18 protein-coding genes are annotated in these 18,128 nt (G+C 70.8%); 10 read left to right on the forward strand and 8 right to left on the reverse strand.

What is annotated here, in order from left to right; translation table 11 throughout:
• The first annotated feature begins 89 nt into the window (after window positions 1-89).
• Both SRB5_RS04165 and SRB5_RS04170 read left to right on the forward strand, forming a co-directional pair.
• The gene (locus tag SRB5_RS04165; protein ID WP_153450062.1) at window positions 90-1,169 is read left to right on the forward strand and encodes an endo-1,4-beta-xylanase; all 1,080 of its coding nucleotides are present in this window, start codon (window positions 90-92) and stop codon (window positions 1,167-1,169) included.
• Between the two features lie 75 nt (window positions 1,170-1,244).
• Entirely contained in the window at window positions 1,245-1,802 is a 558-nt protein-coding gene (locus tag SRB5_RS04170) for a cupin domain-containing protein (RefSeq protein WP_194292821.1), read from the forward strand.
• Here SRB5_RS04170 and SRB5_RS04175 read toward each other — a convergent pair.
• Both SRB5_RS04175 and SRB5_RS04180 read right to left on the reverse strand, forming a co-directional pair.
• Window positions 1,706-2,395, reverse strand: coding sequence for a DNA alkylation repair protein (locus SRB5_RS04175; RefSeq protein WP_323377010.1), 690 nt, complete (start codon window positions 2,393-2,395; stop codon window positions 1,706-1,708). The genes SRB5_RS04170 and SRB5_RS04175 overlap by 97 nt on opposite strands.
• A 32-nt stretch (window positions 2,396-2,427) precedes the next feature.
• Window positions 2,428-3,546: an FUSC family protein gene (locus SRB5_RS04180; RefSeq protein WP_153450064.1), complete on the reverse strand. Its 1,119-nt coding sequence runs from the start codon at window positions 3,544-3,546 to the stop codon at window positions 2,428-2,430.
• A 275-nt stretch (window positions 3,547-3,821) separates the two neighbouring features.
• Here SRB5_RS04180 and SRB5_RS04185 point away from each other — a divergent pair, with 275 nt between their 5' ends.
• The 6 genes from SRB5_RS04185 to SRB5_RS04210 are packed head-to-tail and all read left to right on the forward strand — an operon-like array spanning window position 3,822 to window position 10,576.
• Entirely contained in the window at window positions 3,822-5,528 is a 1,707-nt protein-coding gene (locus SRB5_RS04185) for an ABC transporter substrate-binding protein (RefSeq protein WP_153450065.1), read from the forward strand.
• A complete protein-coding gene (locus SRB5_RS04190) occupies window positions 5,525-6,526 on the forward strand; it encodes an ABC transporter permease (RefSeq protein ID WP_323377012.1) in 1,002 nt (333 codons plus the stop codon). The genes SRB5_RS04185 and SRB5_RS04190 overlap by 4 nt, the downstream gene beginning before the upstream one ends.
• A gap of 5 nt (window positions 6,527-6,531) precedes the next feature.
• A complete protein-coding gene (locus SRB5_RS04195; protein WP_153450066.1) occupies window positions 6,532-7,446 on the forward strand; it encodes an ABC transporter permease in 915 nt (304 codons plus the stop codon).
• On the forward strand, window positions 7,436-8,419 hold the full coding sequence (locus SRB5_RS04200) for an ABC transporter ATP-binding protein (RefSeq protein ID WP_323377014.1): 984 nt from the start codon (window positions 7,436-7,438) through the stop codon (window positions 8,417-8,419). Before SRB5_RS04195 ends, SRB5_RS04200 begins: the two co-directional genes overlap by 11 nt.
• Window positions 8,416-9,390, forward strand: a complete 975-nt coding sequence (locus SRB5_RS04205) for an ABC transporter ATP-binding protein (RefSeq protein WP_323377015.1) — start codon at window positions 8,416-8,418, stop codon at window positions 9,388-9,390. The genes SRB5_RS04200 and SRB5_RS04205 overlap by 4 nt, the downstream gene beginning before the upstream one ends.
• A 7-nt stretch (window positions 9,391-9,397) precedes the next feature.
• Entirely contained in the window at window positions 9,398-10,576 is a 1,179-nt protein-coding gene (locus tag SRB5_RS04210) for an ROK family transcriptional regulator (RefSeq protein ID WP_323377016.1), read from the forward strand.
• Here SRB5_RS04210 and zwf read toward each other — a convergent pair.
• Window positions 10,458-12,011 (reverse strand): glucose-6-phosphate dehydrogenase, encoded by a 1,554-nt coding sequence (gene zwf, locus SRB5_RS04215; protein ID WP_228389774.1) that lies wholly within the window; start codon window positions 12,009-12,011, stop codon window positions 10,458-10,460. The genes SRB5_RS04210 and zwf overlap by 119 nt on opposite strands.
• Before the next feature lie 217 nt (window positions 12,012-12,228).
• Between zwf and SRB5_RS04220 the strand changes: the two genes are divergently transcribed.
• Window positions 12,229-12,879 (forward strand): DUF4389 domain-containing protein, encoded by a 651-nt coding sequence (locus SRB5_RS04220; RefSeq protein ID WP_153450067.1) that lies wholly within the window; start codon window positions 12,229-12,231, stop codon window positions 12,877-12,879.
• A 7-nt stretch (window positions 12,880-12,886) separates the two neighbouring features.
• Here SRB5_RS04220 and SRB5_RS04225 read toward each other — a convergent pair whose 3' ends face one another.
• Together SRB5_RS04225 and SRB5_RS04230 are read right to left on the reverse strand one after the other, a co-directional pair.
• Entirely contained in the window at window positions 12,887-13,243 is a 357-nt protein-coding gene (locus tag SRB5_RS04225; RefSeq protein WP_323377017.1) for an arsenate reductase family protein, read from the reverse strand.
• Between the two features lie 71 nt (window positions 13,244-13,314).
• A complete protein-coding gene (locus tag SRB5_RS04230; RefSeq protein WP_153450069.1) occupies window positions 13,315-14,553 on the reverse strand; it encodes an MFS transporter in 1,239 nt (412 codons plus the stop codon).
• Window positions 14,554-14,676: 123 nt separating this feature from the next.
• Here SRB5_RS04230 and SRB5_RS04235 point away from each other — a divergent pair, with 123 nt between their 5' ends.
• Window positions 14,677-15,366 carry a DUF899 domain-containing protein gene (locus SRB5_RS04235; RefSeq protein WP_153450070.1) on the forward strand — a complete coding sequence of 230 codons (690 nt, stop codon included), beginning with the start codon at window positions 14,677-14,679 and terminating at the stop codon, window positions 15,364-15,366.
• Between the two features lie 92 nt (window positions 15,367-15,458).
• Here SRB5_RS04235 and SRB5_RS04240 read toward each other — a convergent pair whose 3' ends face one another.
• From SRB5_RS04240 to SRB5_RS04250, 3 genes are all read right to left on the reverse strand, one after another.
• Window positions 15,459-16,169 (reverse strand): class I SAM-dependent methyltransferase, encoded by a 711-nt coding sequence (locus SRB5_RS04240; protein ID WP_153450071.1) that lies wholly within the window; start codon window positions 16,167-16,169, stop codon window positions 15,459-15,461.
• 20 nt (window positions 16,170-16,189) lie between these two features.
• Window positions 16,190-17,353: an ATP-grasp peptide maturase system methyltransferase gene (gene tgmC / locus SRB5_RS04245; RefSeq protein ID WP_153450072.1), complete on the reverse strand. Its 1,164-nt coding sequence runs from the start codon at window positions 17,351-17,353 to the stop codon at window positions 16,190-16,192.
• A gap of 105 nt (window positions 17,354-17,458) precedes the next feature.
• Window positions 17,459-17,974, reverse strand: coding sequence for an ATP-binding protein (locus SRB5_RS04250; protein WP_153450073.1), 516 nt, complete (start codon window positions 17,972-17,974; stop codon window positions 17,459-17,461).
• Window positions 17,975-18,128 lie beyond the last annotated feature (154 nt).

Raw genomic sequence — 18,128 nt, forward strand, 5'->3', positions numbered from 1 at the left:
GCGCGGGCCGGCCACCCGACCGGCCGGCCCGCGCCAGTCCCCCCACACCAAGCACACCCACCCGCAGTACGAACGCAAGGAGTCACCTCATGACGCCCAGACCGCTCGGCCCCGCCACGGCGGCCGCCCTCGCGGCCATGCTTCTGCTCGGCACCGCCTCGACGGTGTCCGCCCAGCCCGCGCACGACCGCGGCGACACGCCGCTGCGCGCCCTCGCCGACCGCCAGGACCTGCGCATCGGCACCGCGGTCGACATGAACGCGCTGGCCGACGACGAGCAGTACCGCACCATCGCCGCCCGCGAGTTCAGCTCCGTCACCGCGGAGAACGTGATGAAGTGGGAGGCCGTCGAGCCCCAGCAGGGGGTCAACGACTTCACGCAGGCCGACGCCCTGGTGGACTTCGCCCACCGCAACAAGCAGGCGGTCCGCGGCCACACCCTCGTCTGGCACAACCAGCTCCCCGCCTGGCTCACCGCGGGTGTCGCCGACGGCAGCATCGACGCCACCGAGCTGCGCCGTATCCTGCACGACCACATCACCACCACGGTCAAGCACTTCAAGGGCAAGATCTACCAGTGGGACGTCGTCAACGAGATCTTCGACGACAACGCCCAGCTGCGCGACTCGATCTGGCTGCAGCAGCTCGGCCCCTCCTACATCGCCGACGCGTTCCGCTGGGCGCACGCGGCCGACCCCGGGGCCAAGCTGTTCCTCAACGACTACAACACCGAGGGCGTCAACGCGAAGTCCACGGCCTACTACGAGCTGGCCAAGGAGCTGCGCGCCCAGGGCGTGCCGGTGCAGGGCATGGGCATCCAGGGCCATCTGGACATCCAGTACGGTTTCCCCGGCGATGTGCAGGACAACCTGGAGCGCTTCTCGGCGCTCGGCATGCAGACCGCGTTCACCGAGGTCGACGTGCGGATGGATCTGCCGGCCGACGACGCCAAGCTGACCCGGCAGGCCGACGACTACCGGCGGCTGGTGCAGGCCTGTCTGAACGTGCGGCGCTGCACCTCGTTCACGGTCTGGGGATACACCGACAAGTACTCGTGGATTCCCGGCGTGTTCACCGGTCAGGGCGCGGCCAACCTCTTCGACGAGGTGTTCGCCGTGAAGCCCGCGTACACCACGGTCCGTGACACGCTGGCGGCCCGCGAGCACTGACGGACCGCGCCGTACGTCATGCCGGCCGCCCGGACGGGGGGTGGCCGGCATGACGGGCTGCGCCACAATGCGTCCATGACTGATCAGGACCGCATCGCCGGCCGCCCGCTGCTGCGCCGTCCTCAGGACGGGGAACTCATCGACGTCGCCGGTGTCAGACACTTCTTCCGGCTCACCGCCGAGCACACGGGCGGCCACTTCGCCTTCGAGGAGTTCAGCCTCGAGCCCGGCGTCATCGGTGCCAGACCGCACGTGCACGACGGACACGACGAGTACTTCTACGTTCTCGAGGGCGAACTGACACTCCACACGGGAGACGACGAGGCGACGGCAGGCCCCGGGGATCTGCTCGCCGCCACCCGCGGTACCCCGCACGGCTTCCGCAACGCGGGCCCCGTCCCCGCACGCGCCCTGTGTCTCTACACTCCGGCCGGCTACGAAGACTACTTCCGCGAGGTCCACGCCGCCGTGAGCGCCGGGGCGGAGGTGACCGACGAACTCCTGGCCGAGTTCCGCGGCCGTTACCGCACCAGCTCCTACGAGCGGCCGGACTGGACGCCGGCCCGGCGCCGCACGATCTCGGCGATCCAGACCGGAGCGTACGGGGAGGTGCAGCCCGGCGGCGTCGGATAGTCCTTCAGGACCCCGAGCCGCTCACCGATGTCCACGGCGCGCTCGCGCAGCCCGGGGTGTTCGATGCCGATCTGCGCCAGGCAGTGGTTCATCGCCCACTGCAGCCGCTCCGGGGCGTCCTTCAGCTCCGCCTCGACGGTGTCCAGCAGCCCCGGGAGGTCCAGGCCCTCCGGCTTCTTCGCCACCCGGTCGGTGGTCAGCGCCCAGCCGGCGCTCGCGACCACCGGATCGGGGTCGGCGGACCAGGCGACGCGCAGTTCCTCGGCGTGGGGGCTCTTCTTGACCACGTAGCCGACGAGCCAGTCGTGGACCTTGGGCGTACGGGCCTCGCGCAGCATGGCGTCCAGCTCGTCGCGGTCGAACGCCCTGGGCCGGCAGACGAGGACCGCCAGCAGCCGGGCCGCGCCGTCGCCGGTGCGCCACAGCTCGCGGGCGAGGTCGTGCTGGGTCTTCAGGCGTTTGGCGAGGGCGCGGAGCCTGCCCAGGTTCACCCCGTGGTCGTCGCCGTGGCGCTCGTTCACGGCGCGCACCCGGGGGTCCTCGAGCGCGGCCAGCTCGGCCAGCACCCCGGCCGTGGTCGTCGTCGCGGTCACCTCTGCCTCCCGTCCGTCGCGTGGGGGCCAGCCTACGGCCGCTGCGGCGGGCGGCGGCCGGGGCGGGGGCGGGCGGTGCCGTACGGGCGGCGCAGCCGGGGCGGGGTGACGATGGGGACCTCCACGTCGAGCTCGCGCAGGGAGCGGTCGGCGGTCTCGTCGGAGGCGCCGGCGAACACCATGATGTCGCGCCCCACCATCCGTACGCTCTCCCGGAAGGCGGCCCGCGGCCCCGATCCGATGGGCTGCTCGATCCGCACGACCCGGAGCACCCGTTCGACCGCGCGGGCCCGGACGGCGCGGTTCCCGGGTGCCTTGGACAGCAGCCGCAGGATCCGCGCGAGCTCCTTGACGGCCGGGGCCAGCCCCGGGCGGTGCTCCGGGTCCACGCTCATCGCGGTCCGGGCGAGCGTCATACAGCTGTTCACCAGCAGGTCCAGATGCATCGCCGACGCCCCCTCCTGCCGTACGGGGTCCTCCTGGCCCCACCACGCCGGAACGGTCCGGGTCAGCGTGAGCGCCTGCTCGCGGGCCTTCACCAGATCGGCCATCACCCCGTAACCGGGACGCAGCCTCTCCCAGAGCTTCTCCTCCTGCTCCTCGCGCTCGCTCTGCAGGGCCCGGGCGGTCGTGGCGAGCACGTCCACCAGCTCCTCGAGCATCGTCGCCTCGGCCCGCCGCAGGGTGGCCAGGGGATGGGCGGGGAAGAGCAGCTGGCTGAAGACCAGCGCGACACCGCCGCCGATGAGGACCTCCAGCACCCGTTCGCCGGCGGCCTGCTGCCCCCAGACCACGGCGATGACCGCGCTCACCCCGCACTGGCCCATCGTGACGCGCTGCCCGTCGACCACGAGCGCGAAGAGCATCGCGCACAGCACGGCCAGCGCGATGGACACCGCCCCGTGGCCCAGATAGCGGTATGCCACGTCCCCGATGAACACCCCGGCCATGACGCCGAGCACGACGCGTACGGCGTTGGCGCCGCGCGCGCCGCGCGGTGTGTTGAGGGCGACCAGCGCGGCGATGGGGGAGAAGATCGGCACCTTCGCGTCGAGCAGGACGCGGGCCAGCCACCAGGCGATGACGACAGCGAGCACCTGCTGGAGGATGGGCCACAGGCCGTGCTCGATTCGCTGCCACATCTTGGACATGTCGCGCTCGCCCCTCGACCGCACGCGGGGACATCCGTGTCGATTCCCGAGCCTGGGCGGGACGCGGGGCCGCCGCAATCGCTGCCCGCCGGGCGGCGTAACGCGCTCACCCGTACCGGTGACGCGGCTGTCTCCGGCCCTCTTACCGTGGCCGCCCAACACTCGTATAGTTAGCTAACTTTATCGATCCGCCCGCGGGACCGGGCGGACTGCCGGCTCAGCGCATGCCCATCGGACACAGACCCCCGAATGCTTTCGCGAAGGGACTGTCGGCAATGAGGCCAGCACTACGACGCGGCACCCGTATCCTCGCCATCGCCCTGGCCCTGCTCCTGGGCGGCGCGGCCTGCTCCGACACGGAGCGCAGGCCCGATGCCAAGGAGAGCGGCAGCGGGCGGACGGACAGCGGGCCCAAGAAGAAGGGCGGCAGTGTCACCATCGCGAACACCGCCGGCCAGACCTGGACGTGCAACTTCAACCCGTTCAACCCGGCGGTCTTCAACACCTCCATCGGCTTCGTCTACGAGCCCCTGGTCTTCGTGAACGTACTCGGCAACGCCGCCGAGAAGCCGATGCTCGCGAAGAGCTACCGGTGGAACGCGGACAAGACCGAGATCGTCTTCACCGTCCGCGACGGCGTGAAGTGGAGCGACGGCAAGCCGCTCACCGCCGAGGACGTGGCGTACACCTTCGACATCATGAAGCGGGTCCCGGCCACCGACCTGTACTCCCTGTGGACCTCGGCCGGACTGCAGAGCGCCACGGCCGCCGGCGACAAGGTGACCCTGCGGTTCAAGCAGGCCGCGCAGACGTACTTCTACTTCTTCGCCAATCTGCAGCCCATCGTGCCCAAGCACATCTGGTCCACGGGTGAGCTGGCGTCGAGGCCGGACACCACGTCCGTCAAGGACCCGGTCGGCACGGGCCCGTTCAAGGTCGACCCGTGCGGTCCTAACAACATCCAGTACACCGCCAACACCGACTACTGGCAGCCCGGCAAGCCCTATCTGGAGAAGGTCCAGTACCCGGCCTACCTCGACAACGCCCCCGCCAACCTCGACCTGGCCAGCGGCAAGGCCCAGTGGGGCAGCCAGTACATCCCCGGGATCGAGAAGTTCTACCTCGACAAGTCCGCGGACCACCACACCTGGTCGCCGCCCGTGCAGAACGTGGCGATCTACCCCAACCTCGACCCCTCGCACGCGGACACCAGCAGGCTCGAGGTACGCCAGGCGATCAGCTACGCCATCGACCGCGCGAAGGTCGCCGAGATCGCGGTCGGCGGCCAGCAGCCGCCGGCGAACCAGTCCGGCATCGTCACCCCCACCTTCGAGAAGTACTACGACGCCGCCGCCGTCACGAAGGCAGGCTTCGGCAAACCCGACCCGGACCGGGCGAAGAAGCTCGTCGAGGGCCTCGGCCACTCCGCCTCCGACCCGCTGAAGCTCACGATCATCACCGTCACCGGCTACACCGACTGGGACGCCGCCCTGAAGGTGGTCAAGCAGAACCTGGCGCCCGTGGGCATCGAGCTGACCGTGCAGAACCTGGCCCAGCAGGCCTACCTCGACAAGCTCTACAACGGCGACTACGACCTGGCGTACTACAGCCAGCCCAGCGGCGGCCCCACCCCGTACTACGAACTGCGCGCCATGCTGCACTCCGCCAACACCGCGCCGCTCGGCAAGCCGGCGGTCAGCAACCACTCCCGGTACCGGAACCCTGCCGTGGACAAGCTGCTGAACGACTACGCGACCGCCGACGAGGCCGGACAGGTCGACATCGTCAAGCAGGTCGGCCAGGTGATGATCGACGACGTGCCCGTCATCCCGGTCACCGAGTCGGTCGACTGGTTCCAGTACAACACCGAGGACATCGGAGGCTGGCCCACCGAGGACAACCCGTACGCGCAGCCGTCGGCCTACACCTTCCCCGACACCGGGCAGGTGCTGGCCAACCTCTACTGGAAGCCCGCCCAGTGAGGTTCCTGCTCCGCAGGCTCGGCTTCTTCGTACTGACGCTCTGGGCGGCGCTGACGCTGAACTTCTTCGTCCCGAGGTTCATGCCCGGCGACCCCGTGGCCGCGCTCACCGCCCGCACCCGCGGGCGGGTGTCGCGCGACGCGCTGGAGCAGATGCTGACGTCGTTCGGGTACAAGCCGGACCAGAACCTGTTCGTGCAGTACGTCGAGTACCTGGGCAACATGTTCACCGGCGACTGGGGCCGGTCGATCGGGGGACAGCTCGGCGAGCCCGTGACCGGGCTGATCGGCCAGGCCCTGCCGTGGACGCTGGGCCTGGTCGGCATCACCACCGTGCTGGCGTTCGCGCTCGGCACGATGATCGGCACCGTCGCCGGCTGGCGGCGCGGGGGATGGCTGGACTCCCTGCTGCCGCCGGTGTTCGTGGTCACCTCGGCGCTGCCGGTCTTCTGGGTGGCGCTGATGCTGATCTTCGCCTTCTCGATGAACGCCGGCAGCGTGCTCCCCGGCACCTTCAACTACGACAACTCGATCGTGCCCGGCTTCTCGCCGGGCTTTGTGGGCAGCGTGCTGCAGCACGCGGTGCTGCCCGCGGCGACCCTGCTCATCACCCTGATCGGCGGCTGGATCCTGACCATGCGCAACAACATGATCACCACGCTGGCCGAGGACTACGTGCGGATGGGCCGCGCCAAGGGACTGTCCCCCCGGCGTGTCATGTACGGCTACGCGGCCCGTAACGCCGTCCTGCCGAACCTGACCGGCTTCGCGATGTCCCTGGGCTTCGTGGTCTCCGGCGCCGTCCTCATCGAGTTCGTCTTCAGCTACAACGGCGTCGGCTATCTCTTCTACAACTCGGTGCAGAACGTGGACTACCCGCTGATGCAGGCCCTGTTCATGCTGTTCACCGTCGCCGTGCTGGCCGCACTGCTGATCGTCGACATCGCCACGGTCTGGCTCGACCCGCGCGCCCGGTCCGCCGACGCGGGAGGCAGGTGACCGCGATGACCGCCACCACTGTCGTCCACACCCCCGAACCCGCGGCCCGGCAAGCCTCCGGCGGCCTGTGGCGCGCGGTGCGTCACAACCGCAAGGCGATGGCCGGGGCCGTGATCCTGTTCGTCTTCACGGTGATCGCGACCTTCCCCGGTGTGTTCACCACCGTCGACCACCCGGACGAGCTGGCCTTCCCGCCGGGACTGTCCCCGTCCACCGGGCATCTGCTCGGCACCACCGGGCTCGGCCAGGACGTCTACTCCCAGCTGATTTACGGAACCCGCGAATCCCTGGTCATCGCGGTCGTCGCCGGGGCGCTGGCCACCGTGCTCGCCGTCCTGGTCGGCGTGACGGCCGCCTATCTCGGCGGCATCGCGGACGACGTCCTGTCGATGCTCACCAACGTCGTCCTGGTGATCCCCGCGTTCCCGCTGGTCATCATCCTGGCCAAGTACGCGGGCAAGGGCTCGCTCGGCGTGATCCTCGTCGTGCTGGTGTTCACCGGCTGGTCCTACGGCGCCAACCAGCTGCGCGCGCAGGCCCTGGCGCTGCGCAACCGGGACTTCCTGCAGTCCGCCCGGGTGCGCGGCGAGCGGCGCTCGTACATCGTGGTCTTCGAGGTCCTGCCCAACATGACCTCGCTGATCGTCGCCAACTTCCTGGGCGCCGCGCTCTACTCGGTCCTCACGGCCGCCGGCCTGCAGTTCCTGGGCCTGGGCGATCCCGCCTCGGCCAGCTGGGGCACGATGCTGTACTGGGCGAAGAACCAGGAGGCCCTGCAGTCCGGCACCCCGCTGTGGGCCATCGCGCCCGGGCTGTGCGTGGCCCTGCTCGGGGTGGCCTTCGCGCTGGTCAACTACGCCTTCGACGAGATCGGCAACCCGGCGCTGCGCCCCGTACGAAGGAGGCGCCGTGAGCGCTGAGCCGCTGCTCGACGTGCGGGACCTGTCCGTCGCCTACGACGGCGACCGCGGCCCCGTGACCGCCGTGGAGCACGTCGACCTGACCGTGCGCCGCGGCGGGTTCACCGCCGTCGTCGGCGAGTCGGGGTGCGGCAAGTCGACGCTGCTGTTCGCCGTCGCCGGACTCCTCGAGCCCCCGGCGGCCGTCACCGGCGGCAGCGTGCGCTTCAAGGGGCGGAACCTCGTCACCATGACCGAGCGGCAGCTCAACGTGCTGCGCTGGCGGGACTTCTCCGTCGTCATGCAGAGCGCGATGAACGCCCTCAACCCGGTGACCACGATCGGCGCCCAGTTCAAGGATGCCATGGACGCCCACGCCGATCTCGGCGCGCGGGAGATACGCGACCGCTCCCGTGAGGTGCTCGAGCTCGTCGGCATCGACCCCGTCCATCTGCGCAGCTACCCGCACCAGTTGTCCGGCGGCATGCGCCAGCGCGCCATGATCGCGATGGCGCTGCTGTTCACCCCGGACCTCGTCATCATGGACGAGCCGACCTCCGCCCTCGACGTGGTCGCCCAGCGTTCGCTGATGGTGCAGATCAAGGAGCTGCAGGAGCTCCTCGGCTTCGCGATCGTCTTTGTCACCCACGACATGTCGCTGGTCAGCCACTTCTCCGACCAGCTGCTGGTGATGTACGCGGGCCGGGTCGTCGAGGCCGGCCCCACCCGCACCGTGTTCGACCACCCCGCCCACCCCTACAGCCAGGGCCTGCTCGAGGCGTTCCCCTCGATCCGCGGGCCGCGCGTGGAGCTGCGCGGCATCCCCGGCAGCCCGCCCGACCTGGCCCGTCCGCCCGCCGGCTGCCGGTTCGCGCCGCGCTGCCCGCTGGTACGGCCCGACTGCCACGACCGCGAACCCGGCCTGTACCCGGCGGGCGGGGCCCATGCCCGCTGCGTGCTGCACGCCCCCGACCAGGTGGAGGTGCCCTCGTGACCGATGTTCCCCTGCTGCAGACCGTCGGCCTCACCCGTCACTTCCGCATGGGCACCGGTCTGCGCAGGGCCCGGCTGCACGCCGTCGACGACGTGGACGTGATGATCCGCGAGCGGGAGATCGTCGCCCTGGTCGGAGAGAGCGGCAGCGGCAAGTCCACCTTCGCCCGCCTCCTCGCCCAGGTCCACCGCCCCACCGCCGGCGAGATCCACTACCGCGGCCGCCCCCTGTCCCGGCTGCGCGGCCGCCGCGAGAAGCTGGCGTACCACGGCGACGTACCGATGGTCTTCCAGGACCCCTTCAGCTCCCTCAACCCCGCCCACCGCGTCGCCCACGGCATCCTGCGCGGCCTGAAGCTGCACCGCCCCGAACTCGACGGCCCCGCCCGCCGCGCCGAGGCCGAGCGGGTCACCGAGGCCGTCGGCCTCACTCCCGCCGCCGAGGTCCTGCAGCGCTTCCCGTACGAACTCTCCGGCGGCCAGCGCCAGCGCGTCGGCTTCGCCCAGGCGCTGGCGTACCGCCCGAAGCTGATCCTCGCCGACGAACCCGTGTCGATGCTGGACGTCTCCATCCGCATCGGCCTGCTCAACGTCATGACGCGGCTGCGCGAGACCGAGGGCGTCTCCGTCCTCTACATCACCCACGACATTGCCGGCGCCCGCTACGTCTCCGACCGTCTGCTGGTGATGTACGGCGGCCACGTCGTCGAGTCCGGCCCCACGGAGGAGGTGCTGGCCGACGCCAGACACCCGTACACCCGCCTCCTCCTCTCCGCCGTCCCCGACCCCCGCGCCCCCCTCGACGTCGGCGCCGAGGCCGCCCGTACCGACCCGCCGCAGCTGATCGACCCGGCCCCGGGCTGCCGGTTCCGCGCCCGCTGCCCCCTGGCCGTCGACGCCTGCGCGCAGGTCACCCCACGGCTCACGGAACTCGCCCCCGCCCACTCGGCGGCCTGCCACATGGCCGCGTGACCCTCCCGTGGACGAGCAGCCGTGGAGCCGACGCCGATTACGCAGCAACAACGAGTGGCTCCTCCTGGAGCGCCTGCGCCGCGCCGGCCCCGCCTCCCGCGCCCAACTGGCCCGCGACAGCGGGCTGTCCAAACCCACCGTCTCCTCCGCGCTCGCCGCCCTCGAGACGGCCGGCCTGGTCCGCGAGGCGGGCACCCACACCCCCGGCCGCGGACGCGTCGCCGTGCTCTACGAACCCGACCCCGCGGCCGGCTACGTCCTCGGCGTCGACATCGGCCGCGTCCGCCTGCGCACCGCCGTCGCCGACCTCTCCGGCACCGTGATCGCCCGGACCGACCAGCGCAACCGCGGCCGCTCCGCCACCTCGGTGGCCGACGCCGCGATCGAGGCCGCCGGCCGCAGCGTCGCCGCCGCCGGCCTGCACCCCGCCCAGGTGGTGCACGCCGCCGTCGGCACCCCCGGCGTCTTCGACCCGCACACCGGCCGGGTCCGCTACGCCGTCAACCTCCCCGGCTGGGGCCGCCCCGGCCTCGTCGCCCGGATGCGCGAACGCCTCGACGTCACCCTCAGCGTGCACAACGACGCCAACCTCGCCGCCCTCGGCGAGTACGCCTTCGGCGCGGGCGCCGGCAGCCGGCTCTTCGTCTACGTACTCATCGGCACCGGCCTGGGCATGGGCGTGGTCGCCGGCGGCGAACTCTTCGGCGGCGCGCACGGGGCCGCCGGCGAGATCGGCTTCCTCCCCCTGGACGGCCCGCCGGCGTCCGGCGCCGCACCCCGCCGCGGCATCCTGGAGAGCGCCGTCTCCGCGGACGCCGTCGTCACCGCCGCCCGCGCCCTGGGCATGGCCGGCCCCCTCACCGCCAGACGCGTCTTCGCCGCCGCGCGGGCGGGCCGCGCCCCGGCCGCCGCCGCCGTCCGGCAGGAGGGGGAGCGGCTGGCCCTCGTGGTGGCCTCCGTCACCGCCGTCCTCGACCCCGACCTGGTGGTCCTCGGCGGTGGCATCGGCCGCAACGCCGATCTGCTGCTGGCGCCCGTCAGCGAGACGGTGCACCGGCTCACGCCGTTCAGGCCGCGGGTGGCACCGAGCGAGGTCGGAGAGGACGCGGTTCTGCTGGGCGCGGTGACGACGGCGCTGCGCGTGGCACGTCCCCAGGTGTTCGAACGACGGACAGGCCGGGCCTGACTCGCCCCGTCGGCCGGACGTCGTCGAACAGCCGCGGCCCCGGATCGTGCCAGCCCGTCAGCCCCGGCAGCCAGTCGGCCGCCTCCGGACCCCAGCTGCCGCGCTGGTAGCGCAGCGGCGGCCCGGTGGCGTCCAGCACCGGCTGCACGATGCGCCAGCACTCCAGGATCGTCGGGTACGAGGCGAAGTACCCGGGGTCCCCGTCGACGGCACCGGCCAGCACCCGCTCGTACGGCAGCTCCTGACGCCCCATGACCTCCTCGTAGTCCACGCCCATCGGCAGCTGCACCGGCCGCGTGCCCGCGTCCGGCTCGCGCACCATCAGATCCGCCCTGATCCCCGTGTCGCCGTCGATCCGGAAGCGGATCAGGTTCGGCGGCAGCTCCGTACCGGCGAACAGGTCCAGCGGCGGCCGGCGCAGCTCCACGATCACCTCGGTGGCCGTGACAGCCATGGCCTTGCCGCTGCGTATGTAGAACGGGACGTCCGCCCACCGCCAGTTGTCGACGAACAGCCGCGTCGCGAAGTACGTCTCCGTGGTGGACTGCGGCGAGACTCCCGCGACCCGCCGGTAGCCCGCATACTGCCCGCGCACCGTGGCGTCCGGATCCATCGGGCGGATCGCGTGCAGCACCCGCCACTCCTCCAGGGCCTGGGCCTGCGCGGTCATCGCGTTGGGCGGGTCCATGGCCAGATAGGCCAGGACCTGCAGCATGTGGTTCTGGACCACGTCGCGCAGACAGCCCACCGCGTCGTAGAACGAGCCCCGGTCGGCGACGTCGAAGTCCTCGACGAGGGAGATCTGCACGTTCGACACGTACGAGCGGTGCCAGACCGGCGTCAGCAGGGTGTTGGCGAACCGGGCGACCATCAGGCTCTCCACCGCGCTGTTGCCCAGGAAGTGGTCGACCCGCAGCAGATGGTCGTCGTCGAAGTACTCGCCCAGCTCGTCCTGCAGCCGCTGGGCGGACGCCAGGTCATGGCCGAAGGGCTTCTCCACCACCAGCCGGGACTCCCGGTGCAGCCCGGCCCTCGCGAGCGCCGCGGCGACGGTGGTGAACAGCGACGGCGGCACGGCCAGGTAGTGCGTCACGAAGCCCAGCCCGCGCACCGCCTCCCGCAGCCGTACGAAGGTCTCGTCGTCGGTGATGTCCCCGGCCACGATGCTCAGCCGCTGCGCCAGCCGCTCGAACATCGTGTCGTCGACCTGGATGCCGGCCTCCTCGACCGCCTCCCGGGCGTGCGCCCGCAGCGCGTCGTCGTCCCAGTCGACGGCGGCCACCCCGATGACCGGAACGGTCAGCTTCCCCGCCTCGGTGAGGTGGTAGAGCGCGGGGAGCAGCATCTTCGCGGCGAGATCCCCGGATATCCCGAAGAGCACGAGGGCGCCACAGGGCTCGAGCCGGTCCGGGGGGAGGAGGTCGGAATGATTCATCGGCTGTACCCCTCACCACTCGCCACCGGGACTCGAACCATCGTTGCCGCCCACGGCGGCGACGGACAGCGAGGTGCGTCCGAACGGGTGAGTACGCGGTATCCCTCCGGCGCCACACGCATGGTGGTCATTCGCCGGATGCGAGAACTTGGGAAGTGGCCGCGCGCGTATCCAGGTACCCGCGTTCCATGGCCTCGTACGAAGGAGCCGATGTGCCATGACCGATGTCAGCGCGAATCCTCCCGCCGGCATGCGTACCGTGCGTGTACGGGCGGCCGAACCGGATCCGGCGCTGTCGCGCTGGCTGTGGCTGGTGAAATGGATCCTGCTGATCCCGCACTACGTGGTGCTGGCCCTCCTGTGGATCGCGTTCCTGCTGGTGAGCGTGGTCGCGTTCTTCGCGATCCTGTTCACCGAGCGCTATCCCCGCGCGCTGTTCGACTTCAGCCTGGGCGTGCTGCGCTGGAGCTGGCGCGTCGGGTACTACGGCTACAGCGCGCTGGGCACCGACCGCTATCCGCCGTTCAGCCTGGCCGAGGTGCCGGACTACCCGGCGCGGCTGGACGTCGCGTACCCCGAGCGGCTCTCGCGCGGTCTGGTCCTGGTGAAGTGGTGGCTGCTGGCCATCCCGCACTACGTGATCGTCGCGATCTTCGTGGGCGGCTATCGCGTCGGCTTCGGCGGGCTGGCCGGGGTGATGGTGCTCTTCGCGGCGGTGATGCTGCTGTTCACCGGCCGCTACCCGCGGGAGATGTTCGACTTCGTGCTGGGGATGCAGCGCTGGGCGCTGCGCGTCGCCGCGTACGCGTCGCTGATGACCGACGAGTATCCGCCGTTCCGCCTCGACATGGGCGGCAGGGAGCCGTAGGCCGGGGTCAGGGCAGGACGGACCGTACGGCCTCGGGCGTACGGCCGACGACCGCCGTGCCGTCGTCGGCGGTGATGATCGGGCGCTGGATCAGGGCCGGGTGGCCGGCGAGGGCCTCAAGCCACCGGTCGCGGTGGCCGGCGTCGCGGGGCCAGGTGCCGATGCCCAGGTCGGTGGCGTCGGGCTCACCGAGGCGGGTGATGTCCCAGGGCTCGAGGCCCAGGCGGGCGAGGACCTTGGTCAGCTCGTCGGCGGTGGGGGGCTGCTCGAGGTAGTAGCGCACGGTGTACTCGGCGCCCTCCGCGTCCAGGAGGGAGAGGGCGGAGCTGCACTTCGAGCAGGCGGGGTTGATCCAGATTTCCACGCGCGGGTCCTTCTGTCGGGGCAGGCGGCGGAGCGTATCAGGGCGACATCTCCGTCCGAATTCTGTCTGAGTCATGCCTCTGCCTCCACCGCGGGCCGGGTCCGCGCCCCCCACCGCTCGATCGCGGGGCCGGTGGCGCCCACGGCGGCGAGGAACGCGCCGAGCACCAACCAGCCCGCCGAGCCCAGACCGAGCACCACCGTGGTGAGGAGCGCCGGGGCCAGTGCCTGGCCTGCGCTGAAGCCGAGGCCGAGAAGTCCCTGGTACTGCCCCTGGGCGTGATCCGGCGCGAGGCCGAAGCCGAGGGCGAATCCGGCGGAGGACTCCCAGATCTCCCCGAGGCTGTGCACGAAGATCGCCGCGATGATCAGCCCGGCTGCCACCCACACCGGGGCGTGCGCGGTCAGGGCGATCATCGGGCAGCTGACCAGGAAGAGCAGCCCCGCCGTACGGAACGCCCGGCCACCGTCGCGCAGGGTCTCGATGCGCGAGCCGATCCTGGTCTGCAGGAGGACGCACGCCGCGGCGTTGAGCGCGAACACCGCGGCGACCGTCCAGCGTGGCGCGTCCGTGTGCTGGGAGATCCAGATCGGCAGGAGCAGGGACACCGTCGGATAGTGCAGCCCCATCGCGCCGTACAGCGCGGCGAAGGCGACGAACGGGCGGTCGGTGAGGGCGGCCCAGCGTCGGCTTCTTGCTGCTGATTCCACCGGCGCGTAGTTCGGGAGCAGAAACAGCACGAGGGCGCAGAGGGCGAAGCTGGCGGCGTTGCCCAGGATGAGGACGAGGTAGGCGGTACGGGTGTTCGCCGCCACCGCGAAGCCGGAGCCCACGGTGCCGAGGATGACGCCCAGATTGACGTACGTGCGCAGCCTGGACCGGAACAACGCGGGGCGGTCGGTACCGACCCGTACGACGAGGGCTCCCCACGCCGCGCCCCCGGCGGCAGCGGCGAGCTGGTCGACGGTGGCGACGACGGTGAGGGCGGCCCAGCCGTCGACGAACACGAGCGCCGACATCGCCGCGGCCTGCACCCCCAGGGCCAGCACCATGACGGTACGGGGCCCGCGCCGGTCGGCGAGATGCCCGCCGGGAATCCCGGCGAGGAGGCCGGTCAGCCCGGCGATGGTGAGGGCGGCGCCCACCTGTGCGGCGGGCAGACCCACGACGAGGGTGAAGTAGAGCGCGGACGCCGCGTTGAAGAGGCCGTTGCCGACGCGGTTCACGAAGCTGGCCAGGATCAGCACGCGTTCCGACCGGTTGGCGCCCGCGATGCGGGCTATTCGGCCGGCCGGCTTCACCTTGATCATGGGGCGCACGGTAGCAACCGGTTGCGGTGCCGGATCTCCGCGGGGTCTCGCCGATTACTTTCGCTGCCGGGCCGGGTCAACCCCTTCGTACCGGAAAACCGCCCACCGGATCAGTGAGGGACCATGAGCGCCAACGCACTTCCGCCCGTCGTCGACACGGACACCTGGCAGCGCGAACTCGACGCCCTGCGGGTACGCGAGAAGGCCGCGACCCGCGAGCTCGACGCCATCGCCGCGCAGCGCCGCCGCCTGCCGATGGTGGCGATGCCGGACTACACCCTCGAGGGCGAGGACGGCCCCGTCCGGCTGGCGGACGTCTTCGAGGGCAAGAAGCAGCTGATCGTCTACAACCACATGTGGTTCCCCGGCAAGGAATGGCAGTGCGCCGGCTGCACGGGATTCACCTCGCAGTTCACACGGCTGGAGTTCCTGGACCACTACGACGCCCGCTTCGTGATCGTGACGCAGGGCCCGATCGACGAGGCCCTCCCGTACAAGCACCGCGTAGGCAACAAGATGACGTGGTACTCCACGGCGAACAGCCCCTTCGGCACCGATGTGGGCGCCCCTCCGGAGGACGGCTACGCGGTCAACGTCTTCCTCCGCGACGGCGACACGGTCTACCGCACCTGGCACACGAACGGCCGAGGCACGGAACAGCTCACGCACACCTTCCCCCTGATCGACCTCCTCCCGTACGGCCGCCAGGAGGAATGGCAGGACGTCCCGGAGGGCTGGCCCCAGTCCCCGGCGTTCAGCGGCTGGCCGGGATCGAAGGAGATCGCGGCTCTGTACGGGCCGGGCGAGGCTTGACGGCTGCGCCCGCGGGTCAGGGCGGTAGAGCCATGCCGTGTACGCCGTCTCGCCCCGCGTGCCGACGGGGCGAGACGGTTGACGGCGTGCAGCTATCGCCGAACGGAGCGGGCGACCGTGTATGCAGTGGGGCCGGTGAGCTCTGTCCCAGCGCCGTCGCCCATTGCCAGGACCTCGAAGCCGGCACACTCCGCGTAGCGTTCGAGTTCCTGAGGGAAGAGGACGCGCCTGCGGATCTCGTCTCGGGCCTCATCGCCAGAGGAGAGCACCCAGTGCCGGTGCATGGTGTTGATCTGGGTCCGCAGGTCCCAGGTGTACTGGATGGTGACGGTCGCGGAACCCACCGGGGTGTCGACCGTGGCGGTGACCGGCTCGGCCCGGGTGATCGGGGCGACGGGGGTGCACAGCACGAGCAGCGCTCCCGGCCGGGCATGGGCGGCGAACGTGGCGAAGGCCTGCCCGACGCCGTCGTTGTCGTGCACGTAGGCGAGGCTGTTGCCGAGACAGGTCACCACGTCCATGCGTCTGCCGAGTCGTACGGAGCGCATGTCGCCGCTGCGGATATCCAGCCCGGGTCGGCTTCGGCGGGCGTAGTCGACCATGCCGGGCTGGAGGTCCACGCCGGTGCACCTGAAACGCTCGGCAAGGATCTCCAGGTCGCGGCCGGTGCCGCAGCCGAAATCGACCAGGGTCCGGGCGTCCGGCTGGTGCCGCTCGATCAGTGCCCGACACATTTTGGCGCCGGTGCTGTCGGACTGGACCGCGTCGTAGAGTGCCGGATCGCGGTAGAAGAGGTTGGTCATTCCACGTCCTACTTCGTGATTCAGGCGAGCTGGTGTTCCCAGCGCAGCGACGGGATCCCGTCGATCCAGTACAGGTGTGACGCCTTGGTCACGCGGAGCCGAACAGCATCGATATCCGGGGAGCCGGCGTCCTGCCAGGCGACGAGGGCGTGCTCGACATCGTCCCAGAGCGCCACGGGGCCACCCTGGCGGACAGTCCAGCTCTCGCCCTCCGTGATGAACTCGGCGAACGACTCCCGCTCCGGATCGAACAGGTACTGCAGGGGTGAGCCGTCGGCCCGGGCAGCCCGTACGAACTGTGCGCCGGGTACGGCGAGTTGTGCGAGGAACGCGGGCATCCACTCCCCCAGAGCGAGAGGGGACACCACCGCGGTCCGCTCGCTGTCCGCGTAGGCGGTCCGGGCGGAGAGATCGCCCGCCACGGGCGTTACCGCCTGGGCTCGTGCCTGCATGAAGGACGAGCGTCCGACGATCGCACCCTCGGCCGTGCCGTCATCGCCGACGGTGACCTTGGCGAGACCGGTGCCCCAGGGCCAGGAGCCGACCGTGCCGAGAATGATGCCACCGGGTTGTGTCTGCCGGACCCAGGTGTACGGAATGCGACGGACCGCGCAGGTGGCGATGATCCGGTCGTACGGCGCCCGGGGCGGATGGCCGAGAAGCCCGTCGCCCGTGACGGTCCACGTCGAGAAGCCGATGGCCTCCAGGGCGGCATCGGCGCGGGCCGCCACCTGGGGGTCGACCTCGACGGTGGTGACGTTGTCCTCGCCGAGGTAGTGGCACATCAGGGCCGTGGAGTAGCCGGTGCCGGTGCCGATCTCCAGGACGTGGTGTTCCGCCGTGAGGTCCAGGGCCTCGATCATTCCGACGACGGTGGTCGGGTCGGTGGAGGACGAGGTGGGCACGCCCGTAACGGGTTCGCCGGCCCGGTCGGCGGTGAGGCGGCCGTCGAGCTGGGTGGTGAGGGTGTCGAGGTCGTACGCGATCCTCAGCCACTCCTCCGGATCGGTGCCGAGCGCGGTTACGGGCCGCCAGTTCCGCCCCTCGTCGAGGAAGACGCCGGGACGGAGGAACTGTTCCCGGGGGACGGCCTCCAGGGCTGTGCGCAACCAGGGCGACTTCAAGACGCCGCGACTCGTGAGCAGCGCGGCCATGCGACTCCGCTCGAATGCCGCGTCGGTCATCGGTGGTCTCCTTCCACACGACGGACATCGGGAGGCCGGTCTCCGTCTCCGGCTATCCCCACTGCCCGTTGGGTTCAGCATCAAGGTCTCTGCGGAATCAGTGGATTACCCTCCGCCCGCGCAGGGACCGGGGTGATCAGGGTCAAGTGCGCGACTGCTCCAGACCCACTTGCCCCGATGCCCTCCTCGCGTACGGCATCCCCAGTCGTCGGACAGCGCCTGGACCAGCGACAGCCCACGGCCGGTTTGGTCTTCGGCGGTCGGGGATCGGAATTCCGGGAGGTGAGGAGAGGCGTCGGCGACTTTGACGAGGAGGGTGTCGTCACATTGCCGCAGGACTATCACGATGGGGCCCGTACCGTGCTGCACCGCGTTGGTGACGAGCTCCGACACGATGACGACCATGTCGTCGGCCACCACGCCGAGACCCCAGGACTTCAGGGTGCCGCGCGCAGCCCTGCGGGCCCGCATCGGTGCCGTCGCGTCGGAATCCAGCGGGACGGCGATCGCCCTCAGGACGCGGCCGGCGGCGGCAGCCTGAGGGGCTGTTGATGTGCCTCGAGCGTCTTCAGCCTCTGTCAGCCCGTCATGGATGGCTGACGGGGGGCTTTCCGTCGTCACGATGATGCTCCTCGGGAGAGATGAACGTGTCCAGCCGGTGCAGTTGCGACGTCTGGTCTGTTGTCGGATACGGCACCCGTGCTTGGTGACGGCGACAGCGTCGATCCGGAGGGGATGTCATCGCCATGGCCCAGTGGGTAGCGTCTGCTGCTCT

Origin of the sequence: Streptomyces smaragdinus, assembly GCF_009604385.1 — a bacterium.
Lineage (GTDB): Bacteria > Actinomycetota > Actinomycetes > Streptomycetales > Streptomycetaceae > Streptomyces > Streptomyces smaragdinus.